Source organism: Vibrio sp. LQ2 (genome assembly GCF_023920125.1).
Taxonomy (GTDB): Bacteria; Pseudomonadota; Gammaproteobacteria; order Enterobacterales; family Vibrionaceae; genus Vibrio; species Vibrio fluvialis.
In genome coordinates, this window is record NZ_CP085308.1 from 983,740 (window position 1) to 1,004,528 (window position 20,789).

The 20,789-nt window shown below is 50.1% G+C and carries 21 protein-coding genes; 9 read left to right on the plus strand and 12 right to left on the minus strand.

The window, feature by feature from the left end; all coding sequences use genetic code 11:
* Nucleotides 1-237 precede the first annotated feature (237 nt).
* On the plus strand, nucleotides 238-1,395 hold the full coding sequence (locus LGV68_RS04655; protein WP_222744733.1) for an MFS transporter: 1,158 nt from the start codon (nucleotides 238-240) through the stop codon (nucleotides 1,393-1,395).
* A gap of 52 nt (nucleotides 1,396-1,447) precedes the next feature.
* Here the strand turns inward: LGV68_RS04655 and LGV68_RS04660 are convergent, their stop codons facing one another.
* Entirely contained in the window at nucleotides 1,448-1,930 is a 483-nt protein-coding gene (locus LGV68_RS04660) for a GNAT family N-acetyltransferase (protein ID WP_061056583.1), read from the minus strand.
* A gap of 209 nt (nucleotides 1,931-2,139) precedes the next feature.
* Here LGV68_RS04660 and LGV68_RS04665 point away from each other — a divergent pair, with 209 nt between their 5' ends.
* Entirely contained in the window at nucleotides 2,140-2,370 is a 231-nt protein-coding gene (locus LGV68_RS04665; RefSeq protein WP_020327515.1) for a PAS factor family protein, read from the plus strand.
* A gap of 345 nt (nucleotides 2,371-2,715) precedes the next feature.
* On the opposite strand, the gene btuD is transcribed toward LGV68_RS04665, so the two are convergent.
* The 8 genes from btuD to LGV68_RS04705 form a co-directional block, all read right to left on the minus strand.
* Complete coding sequence (gene btuD, locus LGV68_RS04670; RefSeq protein ID WP_233959592.1) at nucleotides 2,716-3,471, minus strand: vitamin B12 ABC transporter ATP-binding protein BtuD; 756 nt, start codon at nucleotides 3,469-3,471, stop codon at nucleotides 2,716-2,718.
* Nucleotides 3,458-4,453 carry a vitamin B12 ABC transporter permease BtuC gene (gene btuC, locus LGV68_RS04675; RefSeq protein WP_252536344.1) on the minus strand — a complete coding sequence of 332 codons (996 nt, stop codon included), beginning with the start codon at nucleotides 4,451-4,453 and terminating at the stop codon, nucleotides 3,458-3,460. The genes btuD and btuC overlap by 14 nt, the downstream gene beginning before the upstream one ends.
* A 111-nt stretch (nucleotides 4,454-4,564) precedes the next feature.
* Complete coding sequence (locus LGV68_RS04680) at nucleotides 4,565-5,593, minus strand: succinylglutamate desuccinylase (RefSeq protein ID WP_047458842.1); 1,029 nt, start codon at nucleotides 5,591-5,593, stop codon at nucleotides 4,565-4,567.
* A 218-nt stretch (nucleotides 5,594-5,811) separates the two neighbouring features.
* Nucleotides 5,812-6,426, minus strand: coding sequence for a histidine phosphatase family protein (locus LGV68_RS04685; RefSeq protein ID WP_222737850.1), 615 nt, complete (start codon nucleotides 6,424-6,426; stop codon nucleotides 5,812-5,814).
* A complete protein-coding gene (cobU, locus tag LGV68_RS04690) occupies nucleotides 6,423-6,965 on the minus strand; it encodes a bifunctional adenosylcobinamide kinase/adenosylcobinamide-phosphate guanylyltransferase (RefSeq protein WP_020432556.1) in 543 nt (180 codons plus the stop codon). The genes LGV68_RS04685 and cobU overlap by 4 nt, the downstream gene beginning before the upstream one ends.
* Nucleotides 6,962-7,762: an adenosylcobinamide-GDP ribazoletransferase gene (locus LGV68_RS04695; protein WP_252536345.1), complete on the minus strand. Its 801-nt coding sequence runs from the start codon at nucleotides 7,760-7,762 to the stop codon at nucleotides 6,962-6,964. The genes cobU and LGV68_RS04695 overlap by 4 nt, the downstream gene beginning before the upstream one ends.
* On the minus strand, nucleotides 7,762-8,790 hold the full coding sequence (gene cobT / locus LGV68_RS04700) for a nicotinate-nucleotide--dimethylbenzimidazole phosphoribosyltransferase (RefSeq protein WP_020327523.1): 1,029 nt from the start codon (nucleotides 8,788-8,790) through the stop codon (nucleotides 7,762-7,764). The genes LGV68_RS04695 and cobT overlap by 1 nt, the downstream gene beginning before the upstream one ends.
* Nucleotides 8,791-8,803: 13 nt before the next feature.
* A complete protein-coding gene (locus LGV68_RS04705; RefSeq protein WP_154184500.1) occupies nucleotides 8,804-9,415 on the minus strand; it encodes a flavin reductase family protein in 612 nt (203 codons plus the stop codon).
* Between the two features lie 384 nt (nucleotides 9,416-9,799).
* Between LGV68_RS04705 and LGV68_RS04710 the strand changes: the two genes are divergently transcribed.
* Both LGV68_RS04710 and LGV68_RS04715 read left to right on the plus strand, forming a co-directional pair.
* Nucleotides 9,800-10,483, plus strand: coding sequence for an NAD(P)H-binding protein (locus tag LGV68_RS04710; RefSeq protein WP_222743036.1), 684 nt, complete (start codon nucleotides 9,800-9,802; stop codon nucleotides 10,481-10,483).
* Nucleotides 10,484-10,683: 200 nt separating this feature from the next.
* Nucleotides 10,684-12,063 carry an L-cystine transporter gene (locus tag LGV68_RS04715; protein ID WP_020327525.1) on the plus strand — a complete coding sequence of 460 codons (1,380 nt, stop codon included), beginning with the start codon at nucleotides 10,684-10,686 and terminating at the stop codon, nucleotides 12,061-12,063.
* A gap of 79 nt (nucleotides 12,064-12,142) precedes the next feature.
* On the opposite strand, the gene LGV68_RS04720 is transcribed toward LGV68_RS04715, so the two are convergent.
* Nucleotides 12,143-12,355: a hypothetical protein gene (locus tag LGV68_RS04720; protein ID WP_172570435.1), complete on the minus strand. Its 213-nt coding sequence runs from the start codon at nucleotides 12,353-12,355 to the stop codon at nucleotides 12,143-12,145.
* Nucleotides 12,356-12,592: 237 nt separating this feature from the next.
* Between LGV68_RS04720 and sbcB the strand changes: the two genes are divergently transcribed.
* From sbcB to cdd, 4 genes are all read left to right on the plus strand, one after another.
* Complete coding sequence (sbcB, locus tag LGV68_RS04725; protein ID WP_024374162.1) at nucleotides 12,593-14,017, plus strand: exodeoxyribonuclease I; 1,425 nt, start codon at nucleotides 12,593-12,595, stop codon at nucleotides 14,015-14,017.
* A 40-nt stretch (nucleotides 14,018-14,057) separates the two neighbouring features.
* Complete coding sequence (locus tag LGV68_RS04730; RefSeq protein WP_020327588.1) at nucleotides 14,058-14,432, plus strand: CidA/LrgA family protein; 375 nt, start codon at nucleotides 14,058-14,060, stop codon at nucleotides 14,430-14,432.
* The gene (locus LGV68_RS04735) at nucleotides 14,423-15,103 is read left to right on the plus strand and encodes an LrgB family protein (RefSeq protein ID WP_020327589.1); all 681 of its coding nucleotides are present in this window, start codon (nucleotides 14,423-14,425) and stop codon (nucleotides 15,101-15,103) included. The genes LGV68_RS04730 and LGV68_RS04735 overlap by 10 nt, the downstream gene beginning before the upstream one ends.
* 201 nt (nucleotides 15,104-15,304) lie before the next feature.
* Complete coding sequence (gene cdd / locus LGV68_RS04740; protein WP_020432570.1) at nucleotides 15,305-16,192, plus strand: cytidine deaminase; 888 nt, start codon at nucleotides 15,305-15,307, stop codon at nucleotides 16,190-16,192.
* 46 nt (nucleotides 16,193-16,238) lie between these two features.
* Here cdd and LGV68_RS04745 read toward each other — a convergent pair whose 3' ends face one another.
* Together LGV68_RS04745 and LGV68_RS04750 are read right to left on the minus strand one after the other, a co-directional pair.
* Nucleotides 16,239-18,947, minus strand: a complete 2,709-nt coding sequence (locus LGV68_RS04745; protein WP_238853359.1) for an EAL domain-containing protein — start codon at nucleotides 18,945-18,947, stop codon at nucleotides 16,239-16,241.
* Between the two features lie 194 nt (nucleotides 18,948-19,141).
* Nucleotides 19,142-19,666 carry an outer membrane beta-barrel protein gene (locus LGV68_RS04750; protein ID WP_047458869.1) on the minus strand — a complete coding sequence of 175 codons (525 nt, stop codon included), beginning with the start codon at nucleotides 19,664-19,666 and terminating at the stop codon, nucleotides 19,142-19,144.
* Between the two features lie 225 nt (nucleotides 19,667-19,891).
* Between LGV68_RS04750 and LGV68_RS04755 the strand changes: the two genes are divergently transcribed.
* On the plus strand, nucleotides 19,892-20,782 hold the full coding sequence (locus LGV68_RS04755) for an AEC family transporter (RefSeq protein ID WP_020327593.1): 891 nt from the start codon (nucleotides 19,892-19,894) through the stop codon (nucleotides 20,780-20,782).
* Nucleotides 20,783-20,789 lie beyond the last annotated feature (7 nt).

The window sequence follows — 20,789 nt, forward strand, 5'->3', positions numbered from 1 at the left end:
TCGCTGTTTTTCATGATAAATCACTCTACGCGCATCTTAAGCCATTCACTCTAACAATCATATGAAACCTATTGATTTAGCTGGGTCACACTATGAAAATTTGACTTGTCAGTGAGCTTCACTATCATACCCAACGACATATCCGTACGCGTTAACGTCAATCAACGCACTCGTTCTCATGTATATGAGCGCTGTGTGTTGATGTGTCTGCAAAGTACGCAGTGCGGAGATCTGTTTATGAATCACAAACCCTCCTTTCTTGTCATCCTGTCGCTGATCTTTATTGCGGGGTTTTCCCTGCGACCCGGCATCACCTCCATCGCTCCGGCTCTATCCGAGATTCAAACGCATTTTCAAGTGCCTGAGAGTTTATTGGGATTACTGACCGCTATTCCGGTCATGTGTATGGGGCTGCTCTCTCCCCTTGCCCATTGGGTGGCACAACGCGCAGGAATAAAGATGACGTTGTTGATCGGTTTTATGTTGGTAGCCGTTGGTGAAACGCTTCGTGTGCAGACATACTGGTTCAGCGTTCTGCTGTTCACATCTCTGTTGGTGGGGATTGGTGATGCGCTGATTAGGCCAGTGCTGTCTGGCTTTATCAAGCAGCACTCAGGGCGATATACGCCACTTGCAATTGGTTGGTATGCTGCATCCATGGGCATCGGTTCTGGCTGTGCGGCGATTCTGACCACGCCTGTTGGCTCCGCTTTGGGCGGTTTTGAGTTTGGCCTTGCGATTTGGGCCCTGCCAACGCTGCTGAGTCTGATTGCCTTTTCAACAGGCATGCCATCCCGTGAACAAGATTCTCACTCTGTGGTCAACGTTGTACTGGTGGTTAAACGATCGCTGATCATCGCGTTAACGCTATTGTTTGGCCTTCAATCAGGATTGAATTACGCCATCGCGGCGTGGTTGCCGCAATGGTTGATCGCTCAGGGCGAAAGCGCAACTGCTGCCAATCAGTACACCTTTGTGTTTATCATCATCGGTACACTTACCAGCCTTAGCTATCCGCTGTTTGTTGCTTCACTGCGTCATAGCGAAAGCAGAACCGTTTTGTTGGCCACGGCGCTGTTGACCCTCGCTCCAATCTGCTATGTAGCCAACGGTCCTGTTTGGTTGTTGATAGGATTACTCAGCATGAGCATTGGTATTTTCTTCCCGTTGGTACTGCAACTGCCGTTGGCAGTAACGCATACACCAACCGACGCTATTCGTCTGTCCGGCATCGTTCAAAGCTTAGGATATTTGCTTGGCGGTCTCGCGCCTGCGGCTGTCGGGGTGATGGCCAAGCAGTATGGCGTCATAGACGCTTTGGATGGAATCGTCCTGATCATCACCTTGAGTATGACAGTGACCACAGGGTGCCTAGCTTATTGGCTGAAGCGATAACGCTCCTTTCGTGAGGCTCAGCACTGCTTAGTCTTGGTACTAAGCAGTGCTTTTACTTCAACCATTTATACATCACCAGGCTATCCACATAACCTAAACGGCCATGCCGGTAGGCTTTAGGCAATCTGCCGATAATCGTAAACCCCAGTTTCTGCCATAAGCTCACTGCGATTTCGTTAGTCGAGACCACACTGTTGAACTGCATCGCTTCAAAGCCAAGTGCCAAGGCTTGTTGCTGTGAATCTTCACACATTTGACGCGCGATCCCTTTTCCCCGGGCCTCATCTGCGACCATATAGCCGCAATTACAAATGTGATTGCTCGGCCCCATCGCGTTGGGTTTGATGTAATACGTTCCCAGAACTGCATCACCGTCAACATAGACGTAAGTCTTCAGCGGCGCTTCACACCACAATTGATACGCTTGGTCTTGGGTCATGTGCGGATCATAGGCATACGTTTCCTGAGCCTGAATGATGCGTGAAAATGTTGGCCAGAAGGATGCAAAATCCGCTCGGTTGATTTCCCTTAACACTTAACGTCTCCCTAATGACATAGTTTGGTGAGTTGGGTTACTTTCAGCGTTGTTTTTTAACTCAACCCTCAAATAAGCCGCGTTTCACAGTACCATATCTTGTGAATCGTTTTTGAATGTTTTGTTGTGTGACTGTGACGTGCGATTTTTCTTGGCTAAGCGGATAGAATTCATATGCACTCCGTGCAATAGAATAAAAAGGGAGTTACATGAAAACGCTTATCTATGAAACTTTGATTAGCCTTGCTAGCCAAGAACCTGAACAACACGCCCAGATCCGACAAAATCTTTACGAGCAGTTAGATTTGCCGTTCGATAAGCAACTGGCGTTGTATTCTTGTGCGCTTGGTCCTGCCAGCTCCGGAAAACTTGAGAGTTCTGAAGGCATTCATAATGCTGTGGATTGCGCGGTTAAACTACTGGAAACCCCAGAGCATTAATCAAGTCCACCTCTCACTCACGGCCCAATCCCCCAGGGCCGTTTTTGTTTCTCACTTCCCTTGTATCCCGAATTCCCCAGATATCAGTGCATACACATTGGTACTATGCTTTGTTTTTGCTTAAAAAAAGAACAAAAAAAGGCCACCTTGGGAGCAAGGTGGCTAAGGAGACTATAAAAAGCCTAACAAGAACGAGAATGTATCGATCTTATTAATGCCATTTGCGTGCCAACTTTTTAAAACTTATTAAACCATTGATTTTAAATAAAAATAAGAATATGTCGTAAAAATGAGTGATTACTCCAAAGTGGTAGCCGACCCAAAATTGTGCTCTGTGCACCAAAATTAGTCGAAAACTAAGTAAGGTTTCCCTTCCACTTCGACGCGCTTCACAGAAGTTTCAAACACTTGAGCCAGATTTTGCTCCGTGAGAACGTTTTGTGGAGTGTCAACACAGTGCACAACCCCCTGACTGAGGAGCAACACCTTGTCAGCATGGCGTAGCGAACGATTGAGGTCGTGGTTAGCCATGATTACCGTGATGCCTTTAGCGGCAACCTGCTGAATCAGTGAATACAGCAATCCTTCCTGAGCGATGTCCAGCGGTGCCGCCGGCTCATCCAGAATGAGCAACTTAGCGTAAGGGTTCAGTGACGGCCAAATTTGCAGACAGCTACCTGCAAGACGCACTCGTTGCCATTCTCCCCCGGATAAACGGTGGATCGAGCGATGCAGCTTATCGTTGATGTTCAGCAGCCCAGTGATGAAAGTAATGACCTGATTGACATCATCCCCTTTCTCAACAGCGCACGCTGGCAGTGACAAAGCCAGATATTGAAATACGTCGAGATTGAACGCAGGCTTTTCACTCTGGGAGAGATAAGCGCGATGCAGCGCCAGTTCACTCAGGGATGCCGCGCGCACATCCATATCCGCGATATGAATGTCACCAACACTGTCCAACACGCCGGACAGCGCAGCCAGCAAAGTACTTTTTCCGCTGCCGTTCGGGCCGACAACATGCAGAATTTCGCCCGGCTGACAGTCAAACGACAACGGCAGCAGGCGTGATTCCACGTGTAAGCTCTTAATGCGAATCATGACTTTTCACCAACATCCAGATGAAAACAGGCGCGCCGAGTGTGGTTGTCACAACGCCGAGCGGTAGCTCTGCCGAATCCAAGGCCAAACGGGCGATGGTGTCAGCAAAAACCAGCAACAGAGCACCACAGATAGCGGAGAGTGGCAGCAGCATGCGATTTTCGGTACCGAGTGCCAAGCGCAACAAATGTGGCACCACCAATCCGACAAAACCGATCACGCCACCAAGTGCGACTGCCGCACCAACAAGTACCGACACCGCGAGGATCAGTTTCCAGCGCAGCGTTATCACATCCACCCCGAGTTGCTTGGCGTGGGTTTCGCCAAGCATCAGTTTATCGAGCATTTTACCCTGTAAAACCAACCAGACGATGACTGGCACAGCGACTAAGGATAACGTGTGTTGGTACCAACTGGCACCACCGATACTGCCCATCAGCCAGTACATCAGTTGGCGCAGGCTCAAATCATCACTGAAATAAAAAGCCCAGGTGACCACCGCACCCGATAAGATCCCCAGCGCGACCCCAACCAGCAACAACCGAGTGGTTGTCAGGCGCATCGCCTTCGCAATCGAGACCAGCAACAGAGTAAACAGCAGCGAACCGGCAATCGCCGAGAGCATAAAGCCGATAGGAGTGGCCGCTGCGGGAAAGAAAAACAGCAAAATCACCATAGCCACACTGGCACCACCTGAGATACCAATAATCCCCGGCTCAGCGAGGACATTGCCCAGCAAGACCTGAAGCGTTGCCCCGGAAACGGCTAGGGCGGCACCGATCACCATCGCTGCAACCAGACGTGGCAGACGCAGTTCAACCACCAGCTGTTGCTCCAACGGCGACATCGCAGAAAAAGGAGAAATGAAGATTTCGCCGACCATCACATAGGCGGCACTGGCAACCAGAAGCAAGACCAGCATGATGAGCGCAGCGCGCTGCCAGCGACGCTGTTTTTGTTGTAGAAGCTGACTAAAATCCATGCAGTACTCAGGTAAATGGTCGGCGCCAGAAAGAAGATTGGCTTAACCATAACGTTAAGCCAATCAAATAGAAAGTGTTAGTTGTCCACCCTCAACGGGGTTGCTCAGCCCTTAATCGTAGACCAGTTGATCTTCTTCGTAGCGGGTATCCACTTTGCATACCATCAACGCCGCACGCTGGCCGATGTCAACATATCGGTTCGGGAAAACAATCGCTTCCCCTTCGTTTTTAGCCATTAGCGGTTTGTCGCCATCATGGCCAAACACTTCTCCATGCATAAAAGAGGTGAAATTTTCAACGTTGTCGTCAAAACGAAAATCAAAGTCGTCATGTAGGCGAACAATCGTGCGACTGACCCGATACATAATGGTCTTTTTCGGCAGATGCTCTGATTTCTCCCGCGCGACCAGATCACGCAGCGCCAAATCAAACGCGACCAGACGTCGCAGATCGTTTTCACCAATGCGCGCTACCTGCCCCAGTTCCATCGTCAGAGCCTGAGCACCAAAATGTTCCGCGCTGTACCAACTGAATGTACTGGCTGGCGCGTTCGACAGCATTACCGCTTCCACATGGGCAGACTCAACAAAATCCATCAAGGCGTGGCTGCGTACCGCATGGCGTGCTTTCGGACTGACGGCAAAAGAGTAATGTTTGGATTGGCGGATCGCACAATGCAGATCAAGGTGCCAGCGAGAGGACATCTCGGTTCCGGCGAAGAAATCTTGCAGATGAATTTTCAGATTGTCGGCGATCACCAGCTCTTCACTGGAATCATGCGGCTTATCGTCAAACAGGCGATTCAGATTCACCTCGATGAAGCGTGTGTGCTGGTTGGTCGCTTTCGGATGCGCAATGATCAGCAGCAGTCGCTCTTTAACCGGTTGAAAGCCAGAAATAATGTCATCGACCAGTTTATCCATCAGCTCCATCGGTGCGGTTTCATCACCGTGAATACCACTGGAAATCACAATGTGTCGGGTGGATTCGTCCTGCTCTGCTGGCAGCACTTCTAATACACCGCGCTCATGCAGTTTCAGCGTCACACCAACTGCGGTTTGCATTTCTCCGCTGGCGACAGACTGCTCTAGATCTAAACTGTCAAAAAGAAAAGATTGGCGAAAGAGGGACTTCGTCATGCGCTACTCCTTTATTGCACAGCGGTTATGTTAAAGAATTGTACAGTCGAATTATGTTGGAGCGATCTCACTTATCAAGACCGGGCCCAAGGGGACTGAATGCCGTACTGCACACTTTTTAACACACGCGCCCAGCCATCATGTATCAATAACTGACGGATGAATCGATTACTAACGGCGGATTCTACCACTAACCACTTGAGATACTCTATATTCAATTAGTTCAGTGGCTTATCTTTGAGTTCAATTCCGATGTTCCTCACAGTCACTATCGGTGGCTGTGTAGAGAAAACATCCAGCTGAGTCAGGGTCTGATTGCCTATTGCCAGCGATGAATACCACACCGGATTGCGCCAATCGGTTTGCAGTACATGCGCCAGCAATAAACGAATGGTTCCGCCATGAGCAATCACCAAGGTGTTGTCTTGTAAGGTGGGAAGCCAGCGTTGCCAAGCAGTACTCACTCGTTGATGACAAGCCTGAAGTGTTTCTGCTCCGGGTAGCGGGTTGTCTGCCGGTGATTGCCAGAACGCCTCTAATTCCGGCCAATAAGGCGCTAAGTCATCAAAGCTCTGACCATCATACTTGCCAAAGTGCATTTCCTGGAAATCTGCTTCGACGCTCAGTGTTATCGATGGATTGAGCGCTTTGAGCTTGTACGCTAAATCAGCGCAACGACGCAGAGGTGAGGTAATGATGTGGGTAAAACCGTGTTTGCTGAGCAATAGGGCAAGTTCATTCTGCACCGCGTCTGCCACGGCGACATCGGTAGAGCCGTTAAGTGCAGGTGGGCCGAGTGTTTTAGCATGACGCAACAAGAAAACACGGTTCATAGCGTTCCCTTCAGCGCCAGCGGCAAGCCCGCAGCAATCAACGTCACACTGTCGGCTTGTCGGGCAATCGCCTGATTCATCCAGCCTGCATGATCGACAAATAGACGCGACACCTCACCCAGCGGCACCACACCAAGACCCACTTCGTTTGACACCAAAATCACCGTTGCCTCGATCCGGCCGAGCGTTTCGGTAAGCTCAGTGACTCGCAGTGAAATGGCCTCAGCGCTCAGCGTTTCGCCCTGATTGTAAATCACGTTGTTCAGCCACAGCGTGAGACAATCCACCAGCACCACATCGCGGCGGGTAAATTGAGACAATGTCTCGGCTAACGCCGTTGGCGCTTCATGTTCACACCATTCATCGCCGCGCTGCGCCTGATGATGCAAAATACGCTGCTGCATTTCACTGTCAAAAGCAATCGCCGTCGCGACGTAATTAAGCTGCCCGGCGCCGAGCGCCGCTATCTGTTTCGCTTTTTGTTCCGCAAAACTCGACTTGCCGCTGCGCGCGCCACCAAGAATCAGATGGACACTCATAACAGGCCTCCGCTCACCGCGATGCCAACGTGCAAATAGGCCAGCAGCAATAAGTAGAGGCTCAGTTCCACAATCTGTTGGGTACCACCGAGACAATCTCCGGTAAAGCCGCCAAGGCGTTTCATCAGCCAATGTTTGAGCGCACAGCGAATCGCCACACTCAGTACCGCCGCTCCGCCAAAAACTTGCGGGCTGAACCACATACAAGGAATGAGCCCGCTAACCAGCAGCAATGCCAGCTCTTTGCGGCTCTGTCGGTTCGCCAAAGGTTTGGATTTGCTGCTGTCAGGGTCGGACACATACTGCATGTCGTAGATGAGCGAAGCTGCCACCGCGCGGCTTAAGGTGTAGCCCAACAGCCACACGCTAAAGAGCGACATCTGTTCAGCCAGCGAACTTAAAAACAAGAATTTACCCAGTAGCGCCATCACCAACGCCGAAGCGCCATAAGTGCCGATGCGGCTGTCTTTCATAATGGTCAGACGGCGCTCCACGGTCATGCCACCGCCAATGCCATCGGCCATATCAGTCAGGCCATCTTCATGGAATGCGCCAGTCAGAAGTAAACTGACCACCATGGTCAGAAACACGCTGATGGCAGGCGAAAACAGATGGCTGAATAGCGTAAAAACTCCCGCGCACAACGTGCCCAATAACAATCCGACCAGTGCAAAATAGCGCCCGGCCTGATTCATACGTTCACTGCTATAAGGCAAAGACGCAGGAACCGGCAAGCGGGAAAAAAAGCTCACGGCCAGCAAAAACAGCTCCCATTGATACTTGATCACCGTTGGCATTACACCGTCACTCCCGCTTCAGCGAAGCTGGCCATGGTGTTGTAAAACTCCGCCGCCGCGCGCAGCAACGGAACTGCCAATACAGCGCCAGTCCCTTCACCAAGGCGTAGGCCCAAATCCAATAGCGGCTGCGCATCCAACAACTCCAGCACCGCGCGATGGCCGGACTCATGTGAGCGATGAGCAAAAATCATCACATCACGCGCATTCGGATCAAGCAGCGTGGCAACATAAGCGGCCACAGTCACGATGAAGCCATCGACCACCACTGGCGTGTTGCGGCGTGATGCGCCCAAAAACGCGCCGACCATTTGCACGATTTCAAAGCCACCCACTTCAGCCAAGACAGCTTTCACATCCAAGCCTTGGCAGCGAGCGACAGCCTGCCCTACCAACTGACGCTTTTTCTGATACTGCTGCTCGGAGATGCCAGTGCCCATGCCCACACACTGCTCCGCCGACAAACCACTCAGTGCAGAAAGCAGCGCAGCTGCACTGCTGGTATTGGCAATCCCCATCTCACCAAACATCACCAGATTGGATCCGCCATCAATGACTTGTTCGGTCAACGCCTGACCAAGTGCCAGACCTTTCTCTACTTGTTCGTGGCTCATTGCCGCATGATGGGCAAAGTTTTCAGTTCTATCGCCCAAACGCTGCACAATAAAGTCCGGATGCTGAGATTCCACTGGCAACAAAATACCCGTATCCACCACTTTCATCGCCACTTGGTTGGCACGGCAGAAGCAGTTGATCGCGGCTCCGCCCGCGAGAAAATTCAACACCATTTGTTGTGTTACCGCGCTCGGCGCAATGCTCACGCCTTCATCAGCAATCCCATGATCGCCGGCAAACACCAACACGGTTGGTTGCTCAATACAGATTTGCGTCGCAGCACTGCTTTGCCCTTGGCTTTGAATCAACGCCAACTGATATGCCACCTGCTCCAGTTGCCCTAGTGCGCCCAGCGGCTTCGTTTTTTGGTCAATGCGCTGGGTAATGGCGGCGTGGAATGAAAGATCTAACATGTGTAATTCCTGATTATTGTGGGCGTTGAATAGTGAATGTTTTTTCGAGCGTGGCGTATTCGCCACCGCCAAGACGTGACAGCGGGTCGAGCGTCAGTGCGTCGACATTCAGGCGCTCACCCTGCATCTTGATGATGCGCTCATCAAGATAAACCTGTTCGACTTTGGCAAACAAAAGCGTTTGCGGTGTAGCGCCAATCTCCTGCATTTCGTAAAGCGTGCAGCCAAACGCCACCGGGCATGCTTTTACGCGAGGCAATGCAAAGCCTTCAAATTCACTCAGCTCAATATCGTTGGCAGCCACTTCTGATTCGCCGTGTTCAAGTGTTGCGGCCGTCTTGGTAACCGCTTCAGCCAATCCCACATCGGCAATATGGATCACCAATTTGCCTTTCTCTTTGGCATTGCGGGCGGTGTCTTTGATTTCACCGGAAGGCTTTTTGCCAATCGAAATCATCAGCAAAGGAGGCTGACTCGACACTGCAGTAAAATAGGAAAATGGTGCCAGATTGAAGTTTTCGTCCGTCGATTCCGTCAGCACCCAGGCGATCGGACGTGGCACGACAGTTTGCGTCATCAAATGGTAGATAGCGGAAGGGTCCCACTGGCTGAAATCAATATACATGAGCTAATCCGTAAGCTGACAAAGAGAGGAAAATGACATCGTTTTGCAGTCTACCCGCAATCGATGACGGATACCAAACTTTGCCGCTCTCTTCAGTTTGTTTGCCGAAAGGGTGATCGATTTGTAAACCACCGCCTATAAGCCATTGATCAATTTATACACTATACTCTTGGTACAGATGATGCAGGTATGCACTGTCGTCAGCGATAACTCACAGCAAGGAGATGTTATGTTTGCTAATCAACGATCGCAGAAACAGAAACCGGCAAAATCGTCGGGCAACAAAAAGCACAATCAAGTCCCACTGTCACTGACCTGACGTATCATTCACCCGATAAGACCTCGCCTCGCGGGGTCTTTTTATGACTTTAAGCGATTAATCTTATGGCTACCTCTTCCACCACTCAGGTGATCATCGCTGGCGCAACTGGCCTTGTCGGCTCCTGTGTATTAAAACAACTGCTCGCGGAACCAGTCATTGACGGCGTGTATGCTCTCACCCGCAAACCGCTTAAAGCCCATACAAAATTAACCGAGTTGCTGAGTGCCGAACTTACAGTCAAAAACTGGGACAACCACCACGTAGTTCCTGAATTTGGCGTCATAGCCCTGGGCACCACACGCAAACAGGCGGGTTCTCAGCAAGGGTTGGAAGCGGTGGATTATCATTTAGTCTGTCAGGTCGCACGGACGATGAAAGCGATCGGTGTGCAACGTCTGGCCGTGGTGTCGAGTTACGGCGCGCATCCGCGCTCACGATCTCATTACCTGCGCTGCAAAGGCAAAATGGAGGAAGCGATTCGCCAAATGGGATTCGAGCACGTCACTTTTGTGCGCCCCGGCCCGTTAGTCGGCAATCGCAACACGGTAAGGCCTGATGAAATCTGGCTGCAACGCATCATGAAGGTGGGACAATACCTGTTGTGGGGCAAGCTGAAAAACCTAATTCCGATTCGCGCCGAAGTGGTCGCCCAGGCCCTGCTTTACAGTTTGTTTGACCACAACGCTCCAACGGTTTCCGTTCTGTACACCACCGATATGAAGCGAATGCTGCAGAAATATCACTGAAACGAATATTTCACCGTCTGATCGCTAATTATTTGTACAACCCCCTACATTCATAACGTTTCGTTCTAAATAATGCTGTTTTTATATTTTCTATTCCGCATATGAAACGTTATGGTGCGCGCTAGATACGTTCCTACTTTTCAATATCGCTGAGGATTTCTCTTCAGGTCGGTATACACCCGTTTTAAGGATTCTAAATTATGTCAGTTGCAGCTATCGCGTCGATCGCGGTATTTGTCGGCATTCTGTTCTTCCTGTTTGGACAACAGAAAAAAGCCTACACCCTTTCTCGTCTTGTTCTGCTTGGCCTGGTGCTGGGTAGCGCGTTTGGTCTGGCCCTTCAACTGATCTTTGGTGAAGGCAGCAATGTGATCAAAGAAACGCTGTCATGGGTTGCCATTGTAGGTAACGGTTACGTTGGCCTGTTGAAAATGGTCATCATGCCACTGGTGCTGGTATCTATGATTTCTGCAGTGGTGAAACTGGATAAAAACGGTTCACTGGGCAAAATCTCTGGTCTGACAATTTTCATTCTGCTGTTTACTACCGCGATTGCCGCACTGATCGGTATTCTGATCACGCAGGCATTTGGCCTTACGGCTGCTGGCCTGACCGAAGGCGCTCGTGAAACGGCACGTATTGCTGTACTTGAGAGCCGTGCTTCAACCGTAGCAGACCTGACTATTCCACAAATGTTGCTGAGCTTTATTCCAACCAACCCGTTTGCTGATCTGACTGGCGCACGTTCAACGTCAATCATCGCCGTGGTTATCTTCGGTGTGTTGGTCGGTATTGCGGCTCGTAAAGTGATGATCGAAAAGGAACAACTGGAAGCGCCAATCCGCACTTTCGTGGAAGCAATTCAATCTATCGTGATGCGCCTGGTTAAAATGATCATGGCGCTGACTCCTTACGGTATCGCAGCACTGATGGCAAAAGTTGTCGCAACATCAAGCGCCGCTGATATTCTGAACTTGCTGGGCTTCATCGTTGCTTCCTACATCGCGATTGCACTGATGTTTGTCGTACACGGCGTACTGGTGTCATTTGTGGGTGTGAATCCAAAAACTTACTTCCAGAAAGTATGGCCAGTGCTGACATTCGCATTCACTTCACGCAGCTCTGCGGCCACTATTCCACTGAACGTGGAAGCGCAAATTACCAAACTGAACGTGTCACCAGCGATCGCGAACCTGTCCGCATCCTTTGGTGCAACGATTGGTCAGAACGGTTGTGCAGGTATCTATCCTGCCATGTTGGCAGTGATGGTGGCCCCAACCATGGGCATTAACCCGCTGGATATTCAGTTCATTCTGTCGCTGATTGCGATCATCACCATCAGCTCATTCGGCATTGCCGGTGTGGGTGGCGGTGCAACCTTCGCAGCACTGATTGTTCTGCCTGCCATGGGCCTGCCAGTGACCATCGCGGCGCTGCTGATCTCTATCGAGCCATTGATCGATATGGCGCGTACCGCGCTGAATGTATCCGGCGCGATGACCGCGGGCACGATCACCAGCCGTCTGCTCAATGAAACAGCAGACAACACTGCTGAAGCTGCTCAGGAAGCGACTGCGTAAGTACCAATACTTAGTCACAAAAAGCCGACGCTCAGATGTCGGCTTTTTTTGATCTTCGGCTCCGCATTCCCACTATGCTTCAGGTTAAATGTTCGATCAGTTCCGGCTGAATGGCCGCCAGTATTGAGCGCGCATGTTCGGATTCAATATCGAGCTCACACCAACCGTCGGTCCCCATAAACTCAGCAGTGCGATATTCCAGCGTCACCCTGTCACCCGAGATGCACACATAACCAGAAAGCCTGAATATTCCGGCTGGCGTATGTATTCGACTAATTTCAAATGTTTTCATATAAGTCATCCTGTCGGGCTCATAAACCATGAAATAGCATAAAGTGCGGCGGGTTTAAATTTGTTCCTGACCATGGCTAACATCCATGCAGACCAAAACGGTGCTTCTGCTCAAGCATTATTTGCTGAATCACTGACCGAACATGGCCTGCGGCGAGGTTTCGAGATTGCCATGTCCGATACGGGATGTTCTAATAACCGTTCAACAATTTTTAAATCAGCGACTTGGTAAAGAGACATGCAGCAGCAACACCAGCCAACTTATTTCTTCTTTGACTACGAGACGTGGGGCACCAGCCCGGCCAAAGATCGTCCGAGTCAGTTTGCTGGTGTACGCACAGACATGGATTTCAACATCATTGGCGAGCCTTTGGTGATCTATTGCCAACTGCCAGCGGATTATCTGCCAGCGCCAGAAGCCGCGCTGATCACTGGCATCATTCCACAAAAAGCGATGGCACAAGGGCTGTCAGAGCCGGAGTTTATTGCCAAAATTCACGCAGAACTGTCGACACCCAACACCACCAGCCTGGGTTACAACAGCATTCGTTTCGACGATGAAGTGACACGTTATACCTGCTATCGCAACTTTCTCGACCCGTATGCCTGGAGCTGGCAAAACGGCAACTCACGTTGGGATCTGCTCGATGTGATGCGTGCGTGTCATGCGCTGCGCCCGGAAGGCATTGTGTGGCCGGAAAACGACGAAGGCTTTACCAGCTTCAAACTTGAGCATTTGTCCAAAGCCAACGGCATTGAACACGAAAATGCGCACGATGCGATGGCCGATGTGATTGCGACCATTGAACTGGCGAAGAAAGTCAAAGCGGCACAGCCCAAACTGTTCGATTATTTCTTCTCTATGCGCCATAAGCGCAAACTGAATGAACTGATTGATATCGTCAACATGACGCCGCTGATGCACGTGTCCGGCATGCTGGGTCGCGAGTGTCAATACACCAGTTGGATTGTGCCGATAGCCTGGCACCCTACCAATCAGAACGCCGTGATTGTGGCTGATTTGGCCAAAGATCCACAGCCGCTGATCGACTTAGATGTGGACGCTCTGCATGCACGTCTATATACCCGTCACGATGATTTAGCACCGGATGAACTGCCTGTGCCCGTCAAACTGGTTCATCTCAATAAATGCCCGATTCTGGCACCGGCGAAAACGCTGACCGCAGAAAATGCCGCTACCATCGGTATTGATCGCGAATTGTGTCTGGCGAATCTGGCTCGCATTCGTCAGCATCCGGAAATTCGAGAGAAGCTGGCAGCCCTCTTTGGCATTGAACGAGAATTTGAAGCATCGAACGATGTTGATACACAGCTCTATGATGGATTCTTCTCACCTGCGGATAAAGCGGCGATGGAGATCATCCGTTCAACCAAACCTGAGCTGCTTGGCGAGCTGGATATTACCTTCAGCGATAAACGCATCGAACCGCTGCTGTTTCGCTATCGCGCACGTAACTTCCCTTGGACGCTGGATGAAAATGACCAGCGCCGCTGGGCGAACCATTGCCGCGACTACTACGAAACACACCTGCCAGATTACATGCTGAATCTGGAAAACTTAGTTCATGAACATGAAAGTGACGAAAAGAAAATCGCCATTTTAAAATCCGTTTACCAATACGTAGAGAAGCTAGCCTCTTAGTTTCTGAGTTTATTTGATTGCAATTACGGCTGACATTCTCATGGTAAAAACTATCGCACAATATGTGGTCTCAATGGGGTTGATTTTTCTGTGCCTGCTGGCCGGGATCAATCTGCAAAGCTGGCTGGAAGTCTCCATTCCTGGCAGCATCATCGGCATGCTTATTCTGTTCTCCCTGATGGCAGGAGGACTGATTCCTGTCGAGTGGGTAAAACCCGGTGCCAACCTGTTCATTCGTTATATGGTGTTGCTTTTTGTTCCGGTCAGCGTTGGACTGATGGCGCATTTTGATATGCTGGTTGCCAATGCCTGGACGATTATTGCCAGCGCGATTGGTGGCACCACACTGGTGATCGTGACACTCGGCGTGAGTCTGGATCGCTTTCTGAAGCGAGGTAAAAAATCATGTGGTTGATTGTCACCATTGTGGTGTTTTTCTTTGCGCGCTGGGTAGCGAAGAAAGGTAATTCCCCCTTCCTGAACCCACTGTTGATTTGTATTGGCATCATTATTCCGCTGCTAATGTATCTGAAAGTACCGTTTGAAACTTACTATGCCGATAACAAGTGGCTGAGCGATTTACTGCAGCCCGCAGTCGTTGCTCTGGCTTACCCGCTCTATGAACAGTTACCGCAAATCCGCGCCAACTGGCGCATCATCATGCTCGCTTGCGGCGTAGGCAGTGTGATGTCGATGCTTACAGCCAGCCTGATTGCGGTGGGAATGAAAGCGGATATAACCTTGATTGCGGCCCTGATGGGTAAATCGGTCACCACACCGATTGCAATGGAAGTCGCCAGCAACCTCGGTGGAGAACCGGCTGTCGCTGCCATTCTGGTGTTAATGGTCGGGCTGTTTGGCGCGATTCTCGCTTATCCAATCTACAAGCTGCTGAACGTGACCCACCCTATCGCCCGAGGGCTGACTATGGGGACGGTATCGCACGCACTTGGCACCGCTACCTGTGCGGAGAAAGACCCACGCGACGCGGCATTCAGTTCTCTGGCCTTAGTGGTTTGTGGTGTGATCACCTCCATCCTTGCTCCTAGCTTATTCGCTTTCGCGGTTTGGCTCTCTGCCCTCTAGACTAACAACGTCTTGCTGTCGATGGTCGTACCGCGATCGTCGACAGAGTTCACTCTTTGTCTTTGTGCAATCGATGACATGTGTGACATCACTCTAATTATGAAAACTGAAATACTGTTACATTTATTTATGTGACAAAAATCTCAGTAAAGATGTGATAGTGACCTAAAATGGAGTTCGATACATTAATAAGGATTCTTTATGAAAAGCCGTATTGAACAGGCGCTAGCGGGCATGCCGAAGCCAATCGCAGAGTTTCTGACTCCGATTACCCTGGCTGATGACTTTGACGCTACCCTTTCTCCCGACCAGTTCAACCAACTGCTTTCCATTTCGGAAATGAGTGATGCTGACCTGCGTGTTGCTTTGCTTCCCTTGGCAGCGGCCTACGCCTATGTGCCAATCTCTAAATTTTACGTCGGTGCCATCGTACGCGGCCTGTCTGGTCGTTTGTACTTTGGCGGCAATATGGAGTTTGCTGGTGTGCAGTTGGGTCAAACCATTCATGCCGAGCAAGCGGCTATCAGCCATGCTTGGATGAAAGGTGAAGAAGGTCTGGCAGATATCACCGTCAACTACAGTCCTTGCGGTCACTGCCGACAGTTCATGAATGAGCTGAACACATCACAGACGCTGTCCATTCAGTTGCCGCAACGTGAAGAAAAATCACTGCAATACTATCTGCCAGAGTCATTTGGCCCATCGGATCTGGGTATTGAGTCTGCGCTGATGGCCAAAGTCGATCACGGCAAAACCAGCGATGATGATGAAGCGCTAGTGCAGCAAGCTCTGCAAGCATTGAACCGCAGCTACGCACCTTATACGGCTAATCTGAGCGGTGTGGCACTGCAAACCAGCGGCGGCAATCAGTATCTCGGTGCTTACGCTGAAAACGCGGCGTTCAACCCGAGCCTGCCGCCACTGCAAGTGGCTTTGATTCAGGTACGCATGGCGGGTGAAGAGTTCGAGACCATTGAAAGCGCTGCGCTGGCAGAAATGGCCGAAGGCAGCATCAGTCATCTGGCGGATACGCAAGCGACGTTAGAAGCCATCAATCCGGATATTCCGCTCTCATATCTCTCGCTATAACCAGCAAAAAAGCCAGACAACGTCTGGCTTTTTTATTGCTGAAACCTTATCCGCGCTGGAACGTTTCCAGCGCCAGAGCGGCATCCATCGGTTTATAGAAGTAATAACCCTGGATTTCGTCCACATTCCACACATTGAGTTTTCTGAGTTGCGAGGCGTTCTCAACCCCTTCTGCTACCGTCGTCAGGCCGAGTTCCTGTGACATACTGATAATATTTCGAATCAGCGATTTCGCCTTTTCGTTGGTATCCAGGCCATCAATGTACGATTTATCCAGTTTCACAATATCCAGTGGGAAGTTGCACAGCGAGCTGAACGAAGAGTAACCAGTACCGAAGTCATCCAGTGCCAGTTGCACTCCTAGTGCTTTAATGGCATCCATGCGTTGCAGCGTCTCCTCTTCAACCCCCATCAGAATACTCTCCGTCAGTTCCAGCACCAGTTGGCCGGCTGCCAGTTGATACTGCTCGATCACTTTACGCAGCGTGTCGACCAGACTGCTGTGGTAGAAATGAGGGCTGGAAATATTAACGTGAATACTCACCATCTGTTTGTTGTGAGCCTGCGCCTGCTGAAAGGTTTGCAGAAATTCACACGCCTGATCGAGAATCTGCTCGCCGAGCTCAACAATCAATTTTCGTTGCTCTGCCAGTGGCACAAACACGGCAGGCGATACCATACCAAATTGAGGATGTTTCCAGCGCGCTAACGCTTCAAAGCCCACCAACTGACCGGACGCCGCTTTCACAATCGGCTGATAATGCGCGATGATTTCGCGATTTTTCAAGGCCGCGACGATATCCCGGTTGAGGATTTGCGCCTCCTGCGTTCGTTCAAACTGCTCAGGTGTAACTACCGTTAACTGGTTCGCTACCGATGGGTTGCGGTTCATGACCGTGTAGTATCCACAGTGAGCGATGTTTTCGAAGTTCTCGAAGTCAATGGATGATGGCAGTAAGGCGCCTTTCAAGCCGAGATCGAGTTCCATATCAGCCAAGCTGATTTTCGCTCGATAGGCGGCCAGAATGTGGTTGCCCATTCGCTCAACCCGGCCAATTGGACCAGTACAACAAACGACAAATTCACTCTCACTGATTCGCCCGACTTCTTCACGGCTGAAATAACGTTTAAGGCTGTCAGCAATATGGCGCACACAAGCGTCATAGAGTTCATGGCCATAAACTTCATCAATTTCTTTCAGGCGAGTCGCATTGAAGTACATGATTGAAAACTCGTGACCATCCGACTGATTGCGGAACAAGCTTCGAACCGATTCAATTAAAGTTGGACGGTTCAGCAAACCAGAGATCGGATCGTATTGAGTTAACGTTTGAATCAGTTCAGCCTGTTGTTTCTGTTCGCTGATGTCCTGCACTGCCAACATCACTGAGGACGTGTCGCTGTCCTGGAGCAGCGTCGCTTCCACTGAACACGCGATCTCAGACAAATCAGAGCGCTGCATAAAGGTATCAAACTTGTTCTGGCCATTTGCCAACATCACAAAGAATTGATCAACGGCACACTCCGCATTACTGGTACCACAAATCGCATCCAGTGTTTTGCCGATCAGTTCTTCACGTTGATATCCGAGCAGTTCCAACGTTGCCGGGTTTACATCGGCAATGACTCTATCGCTGAGAAGAATCATGCCCACCGACTGGCCGTGATACAGCGCCTCAAATTTCTGTAGGGTCGCTTTCAGTTGGTCCTGCGCTTGGTTGGAAGACAGCGCTAATGACTCAACCAGTTGAGTAATACGTTCAAATTCATCTTGTTTATTGTCCGAATGTTGCGGCATGCCGCCCAACAAATCCTGAATATTCTGTTCGAAACTGATAAAACGTTTGCCGACCTTGTCCCGGAACAACCAGAACACCACCATCGAGATGAAGGACGTGACCACCAGCATACTGATGATCAGGTAATAAAAGACATGCTCGCCTTTTTGATAGTACAAACGAGGTTCCCAGGTTTTGAGAATCGCGACTTCACTGCCAGTCATATCCCGAATCGAGGCGTAATGAACCAGCTCTTGATTACTTCTGAAAATCGAATGCGGGTTGTCGTCAACACCAAAAGCTTCGTGGACGCCGGACATCGCATTGGGATCAGTCAGCAACTGACTCTGCGCCATCAGCAAATCCTGATAAAGCGATGGGAAAGTTCTAGTCAGTTGTTGCCCCCACAGCATCCAACCGACGGTTTCCGATTCACCACTGCTGTCACGGACCGGCGTCATACTGATGATCCACACTTGGTCTCCTATCTTGACCAGACCAGCGTCACTGCTTTTTTGGCTGTCCAAACGTTTCGACATCGTGTGCAAAAATGCGCTTAAGCTTGGTGTCGCGAGTATGCTCTGCACGTCAATATGTGCATCTTCGCTTCGGCCCAGACTGGCGACAAGGTTGTAATTGGGGCGCAAAAACGCCATCAAATCGATCGTTAAGGCGTCAAGCGACTCCTCCGTTAAATTTCGTTCGATGTAGTCTGGGTTTTCATCATTAAGCAAGCTATAGGTTTCATCCCAGTAAGCCCAGTCAAAAGAGTTCTTTTCCTGACGATTCACCAGAGATTTAATCACCGCCTGAGCCTGATTGCTGGCCCGGTGGATCTCCATATCTTCGAGTTCATTGATACTGAAGAGAAAAAAGTAGCGAGTGACAAACAGGCAACTAAAAATCACTGCCATGAGTCCCAGTGAGAACAACAAGGCCGTTTTAGTGTGCAGTTTGACGGAGCGAAAGCGAGACATCTCAGCCCTCAGAATGTTAGTAATGGCTAAAATTTTAAACGCTAATGTGTCGAATTAAAATAATACACTGCGCTTTTCTATTCGTTGATCATAAAAAAGCCCTGAGATCGTTCCCATCCTAGAATGGGCGAGATTATTCACTGAAAATATGGAATTGGACGAACTAGCCCGCCGTAAATGACGGGCTACACAGATTAAAATCCGTACAAAAAGTTAAGGTTGATGGAACGGAGTTCCATGTCGATGCCGTCAAAAGAATCGTCATACAACATACGATACTCAACATCCAATATGAAGGGGGTGCGGTTTTTGATTCGCATACCGATGCCGTAAGTGAAATCTGTGCCATGCTCATCATAGCCATCTTTGGCGATCAGACTTAGCCCTGCAACAGCGTAAAAATTAAAATATTCATGAATGGGTAAGATGCCTCGCGCGAGCAACGACGCTTGAGTGTCGTAGACCTCGTCATGTCTGGAGACCCGGAACAGCTCTCGCCCTTCTACCGCGAAATACTTAATCGGTTGATAACCAAACACGATGCCCATCGCTGTCACGTCCGATTTGTTGTCAGAAACAATCGCGTAACTATCACTGTCTAGCTCGGTAAAACTCGTGCCAACGCCTATATAAAAACGGTCAAAATTATCGGTGCTGGCCACACTCGCACTGCTTACTACTAAAAGCCCTAATCCTAATCCCAGCAAGGACGATTTCATAAGATGACTCCTTATTGTTGTAGTAATCAAAAGCTTAGTTGAGCGACACCGTTAATCGAATTTTTATCCCTGTCTTTGATTGCACTTTTTGGCGATATCCCGTACTTCAAGACAGCATCTGTGCACAACACTTGCCGCACGAAACACAACTTGAAGCCGTGACGCTGACTAAAAACCCTGCTAATTTGAACATCTTATGTTCCGTCAACTCAGGTAAGGACACCGATGTTTGAACAGGTTGTCAGTATACTCTTTCCGGTCATGGCACTGGTGTGCGTAGGTTATGCTATCGGCCGCTGGCTTAAACCCGATTTCCGCCCAATCAATCGCATCAACATGGATACGTTTTTGCCTGCACTGGTATTCTCATCTTTGGCAACCATGCCACTGGACACCGCGCAATTACCGCTGATCTATGCCTCTTTGATCGCAGTGTTGATTCCCGGAATACTGATGATCCCGATTTGTAAACTGGGCGGCTGGAACTTTAAAGCCTGGGCACCGCTGCATATGTTTCGCAATAGCGGTAACCTGGCGATTCCGCTGTTTACCTACACATTTGGTGAGACCGCGCTCTCTTCGGCGGTATTGCTGTTTGTGGTCTCCGCTTGTCTGCATATCAGCCTGGGATTGGCACTGCTGAGCAAAGGCGGCTCGTTTCGTCAGATCTTCACCGCGCCGGTCTTTATCGCCACTGTCGTTGCCATGTTGTTTAACTTATCCGGAACCCCTGTCTGGAAACCGCTCTATGAAGCGACCGCACTACTCGGTCAGGCCGCAGTGCCTGTCATGCTGCTGTCGTTAGGGTCACAAATGACCAATATGCGTCTTGCGGGCTTGCGGGTTGGGTTAATCTCCACCGCCCAATCACTCACCACTGGCGCCGTGGCCTTTGCTCTCATCTACTTCTTCATTCCACTGCCCACCATGCAGCTGCAAATGATGGTGCTGTTTACTATGCTTCCTCCGGCAGTGATGAACTATCTGTTTGCAGAGCGTTTTCACATTGAGCCCACCAATGTGGCTTCGATGGTTCTGTTCGGCAATTTTCTCTGCCTGTTTACCCTGCCGCTATTGCTGATTTTTGCCCTGTCGCTGGAAGGGGGCGGAATGTAAAGATAGG

Coding starts and splice junctions, on each gene's coding strand:
- btuD (WP_233959592.1), bottom strand. CDS start 3,471: ATGATTCGCATTAAGAGCTTACACGTGGAATCACGCCTGCTGCCGTTG.
- LGV68_RS04685 (WP_222737850.1), bottom strand. CDS start 6,426: ATGAACCGTGTTTTCTTGTTGCGTCATGCTAAAACACTCGGCCCACCT.
- sbcB (WP_024374162.1), top strand. CDS start 12,593: ATGCAGCAGCAACACCAGCCAACTTATTTCTTCTTTGACTACGAGACG.
- LGV68_RS04715 (WP_020327525.1), top strand. CDS start 10,684: ATGTCAGTTGCAGCTATCGCGTCGATCGCGGTATTTGTCGGCATTCTG.
- LGV68_RS04655 (WP_222744733.1), top strand. CDS start 238: ATGAATCACAAACCCTCCTTTCTTGTCATCCTGTCGCTGATCTTTATT.
- LGV68_RS04695 (WP_252536345.1), bottom strand. CDS start 7,762: ATGCCAACGGTGATCAAGTATCAATGGGAGCTGTTTTTGCTGGCCGTG.
- LGV68_RS04705 (WP_154184500.1), bottom strand. CDS start 9,415: ATGTATATTGATTTCAGCCAGTGGGACCCTTCCGCTATCTACCATTTG.
- LGV68_RS04735 (WP_020327589.1), top strand. CDS start 14,423: ATGTGGTTGATTGTCACCATTGTGGTGTTTTTCTTTGCGCGCTGGGTA.
- LGV68_RS04680 (WP_047458842.1), bottom strand. CDS start 5,593: ATGACGAAGTCCCTCTTTCGCCAATCTTTTCTTTTTGACAGTTTAGAT.
- LGV68_RS04745 (WP_238853359.1), bottom strand. CDS start 18,947: ATGTCTCGCTTTCGCTCCGTCAAACTGCACACTAAAACGGCCTTGTTG.
- LGV68_RS04730 (WP_020327588.1), top strand. CDS start 14,058: ATGGTAAAAACTATCGCACAATATGTGGTCTCAATGGGGTTGATTTTT.
- LGV68_RS04720 (WP_172570435.1), bottom strand. CDS start 12,355: ATGAAAACATTTGAAATTAGTCGAATACATACGCCAGCCGGAATATTC.
- LGV68_RS04665 (WP_020327515.1), top strand. CDS start 2,140: ATGAAAACGCTTATCTATGAAACTTTGATTAGCCTTGCTAGCCAAGAA.
- cobT (WP_020327523.1), bottom strand. CDS start 8,790: ATGTTAGATCTTTCATTCCACGCCGCCATTACCCAGCGCATTGACCAA.
- LGV68_RS04710 (WP_222743036.1), top strand. CDS start 9,800: ATGGCTACCTCTTCCACCACTCAGGTGATCATCGCTGGCGCAACTGGC.
- cdd (WP_020432570.1), top strand. CDS start 15,305: ATGAAAAGCCGTATTGAACAGGCGCTAGCGGGCATGCCGAAGCCAATC.
- LGV68_RS04750 (WP_047458869.1), bottom strand. CDS start 19,666: ATGAAATCGTCCTTGCTGGGATTAGGATTAGGGCTTTTAGTAGTAAGC.
- LGV68_RS04755 (WP_020327593.1), top strand. CDS start 19,892: ATGTTTGAACAGGTTGTCAGTATACTCTTTCCGGTCATGGCACTGGTG.
- cobU (WP_020432556.1), bottom strand. CDS start 6,965: ATGAGTGTCCATCTGATTCTTGGTGGCGCGCGCAGCGGCAAGTCGAGT.
- btuC (WP_252536344.1), bottom strand. CDS start 4,453: ATGGATTTTAGTCAGCTTCTACAACAAAAACAGCGTCGCTGGCAGCGC.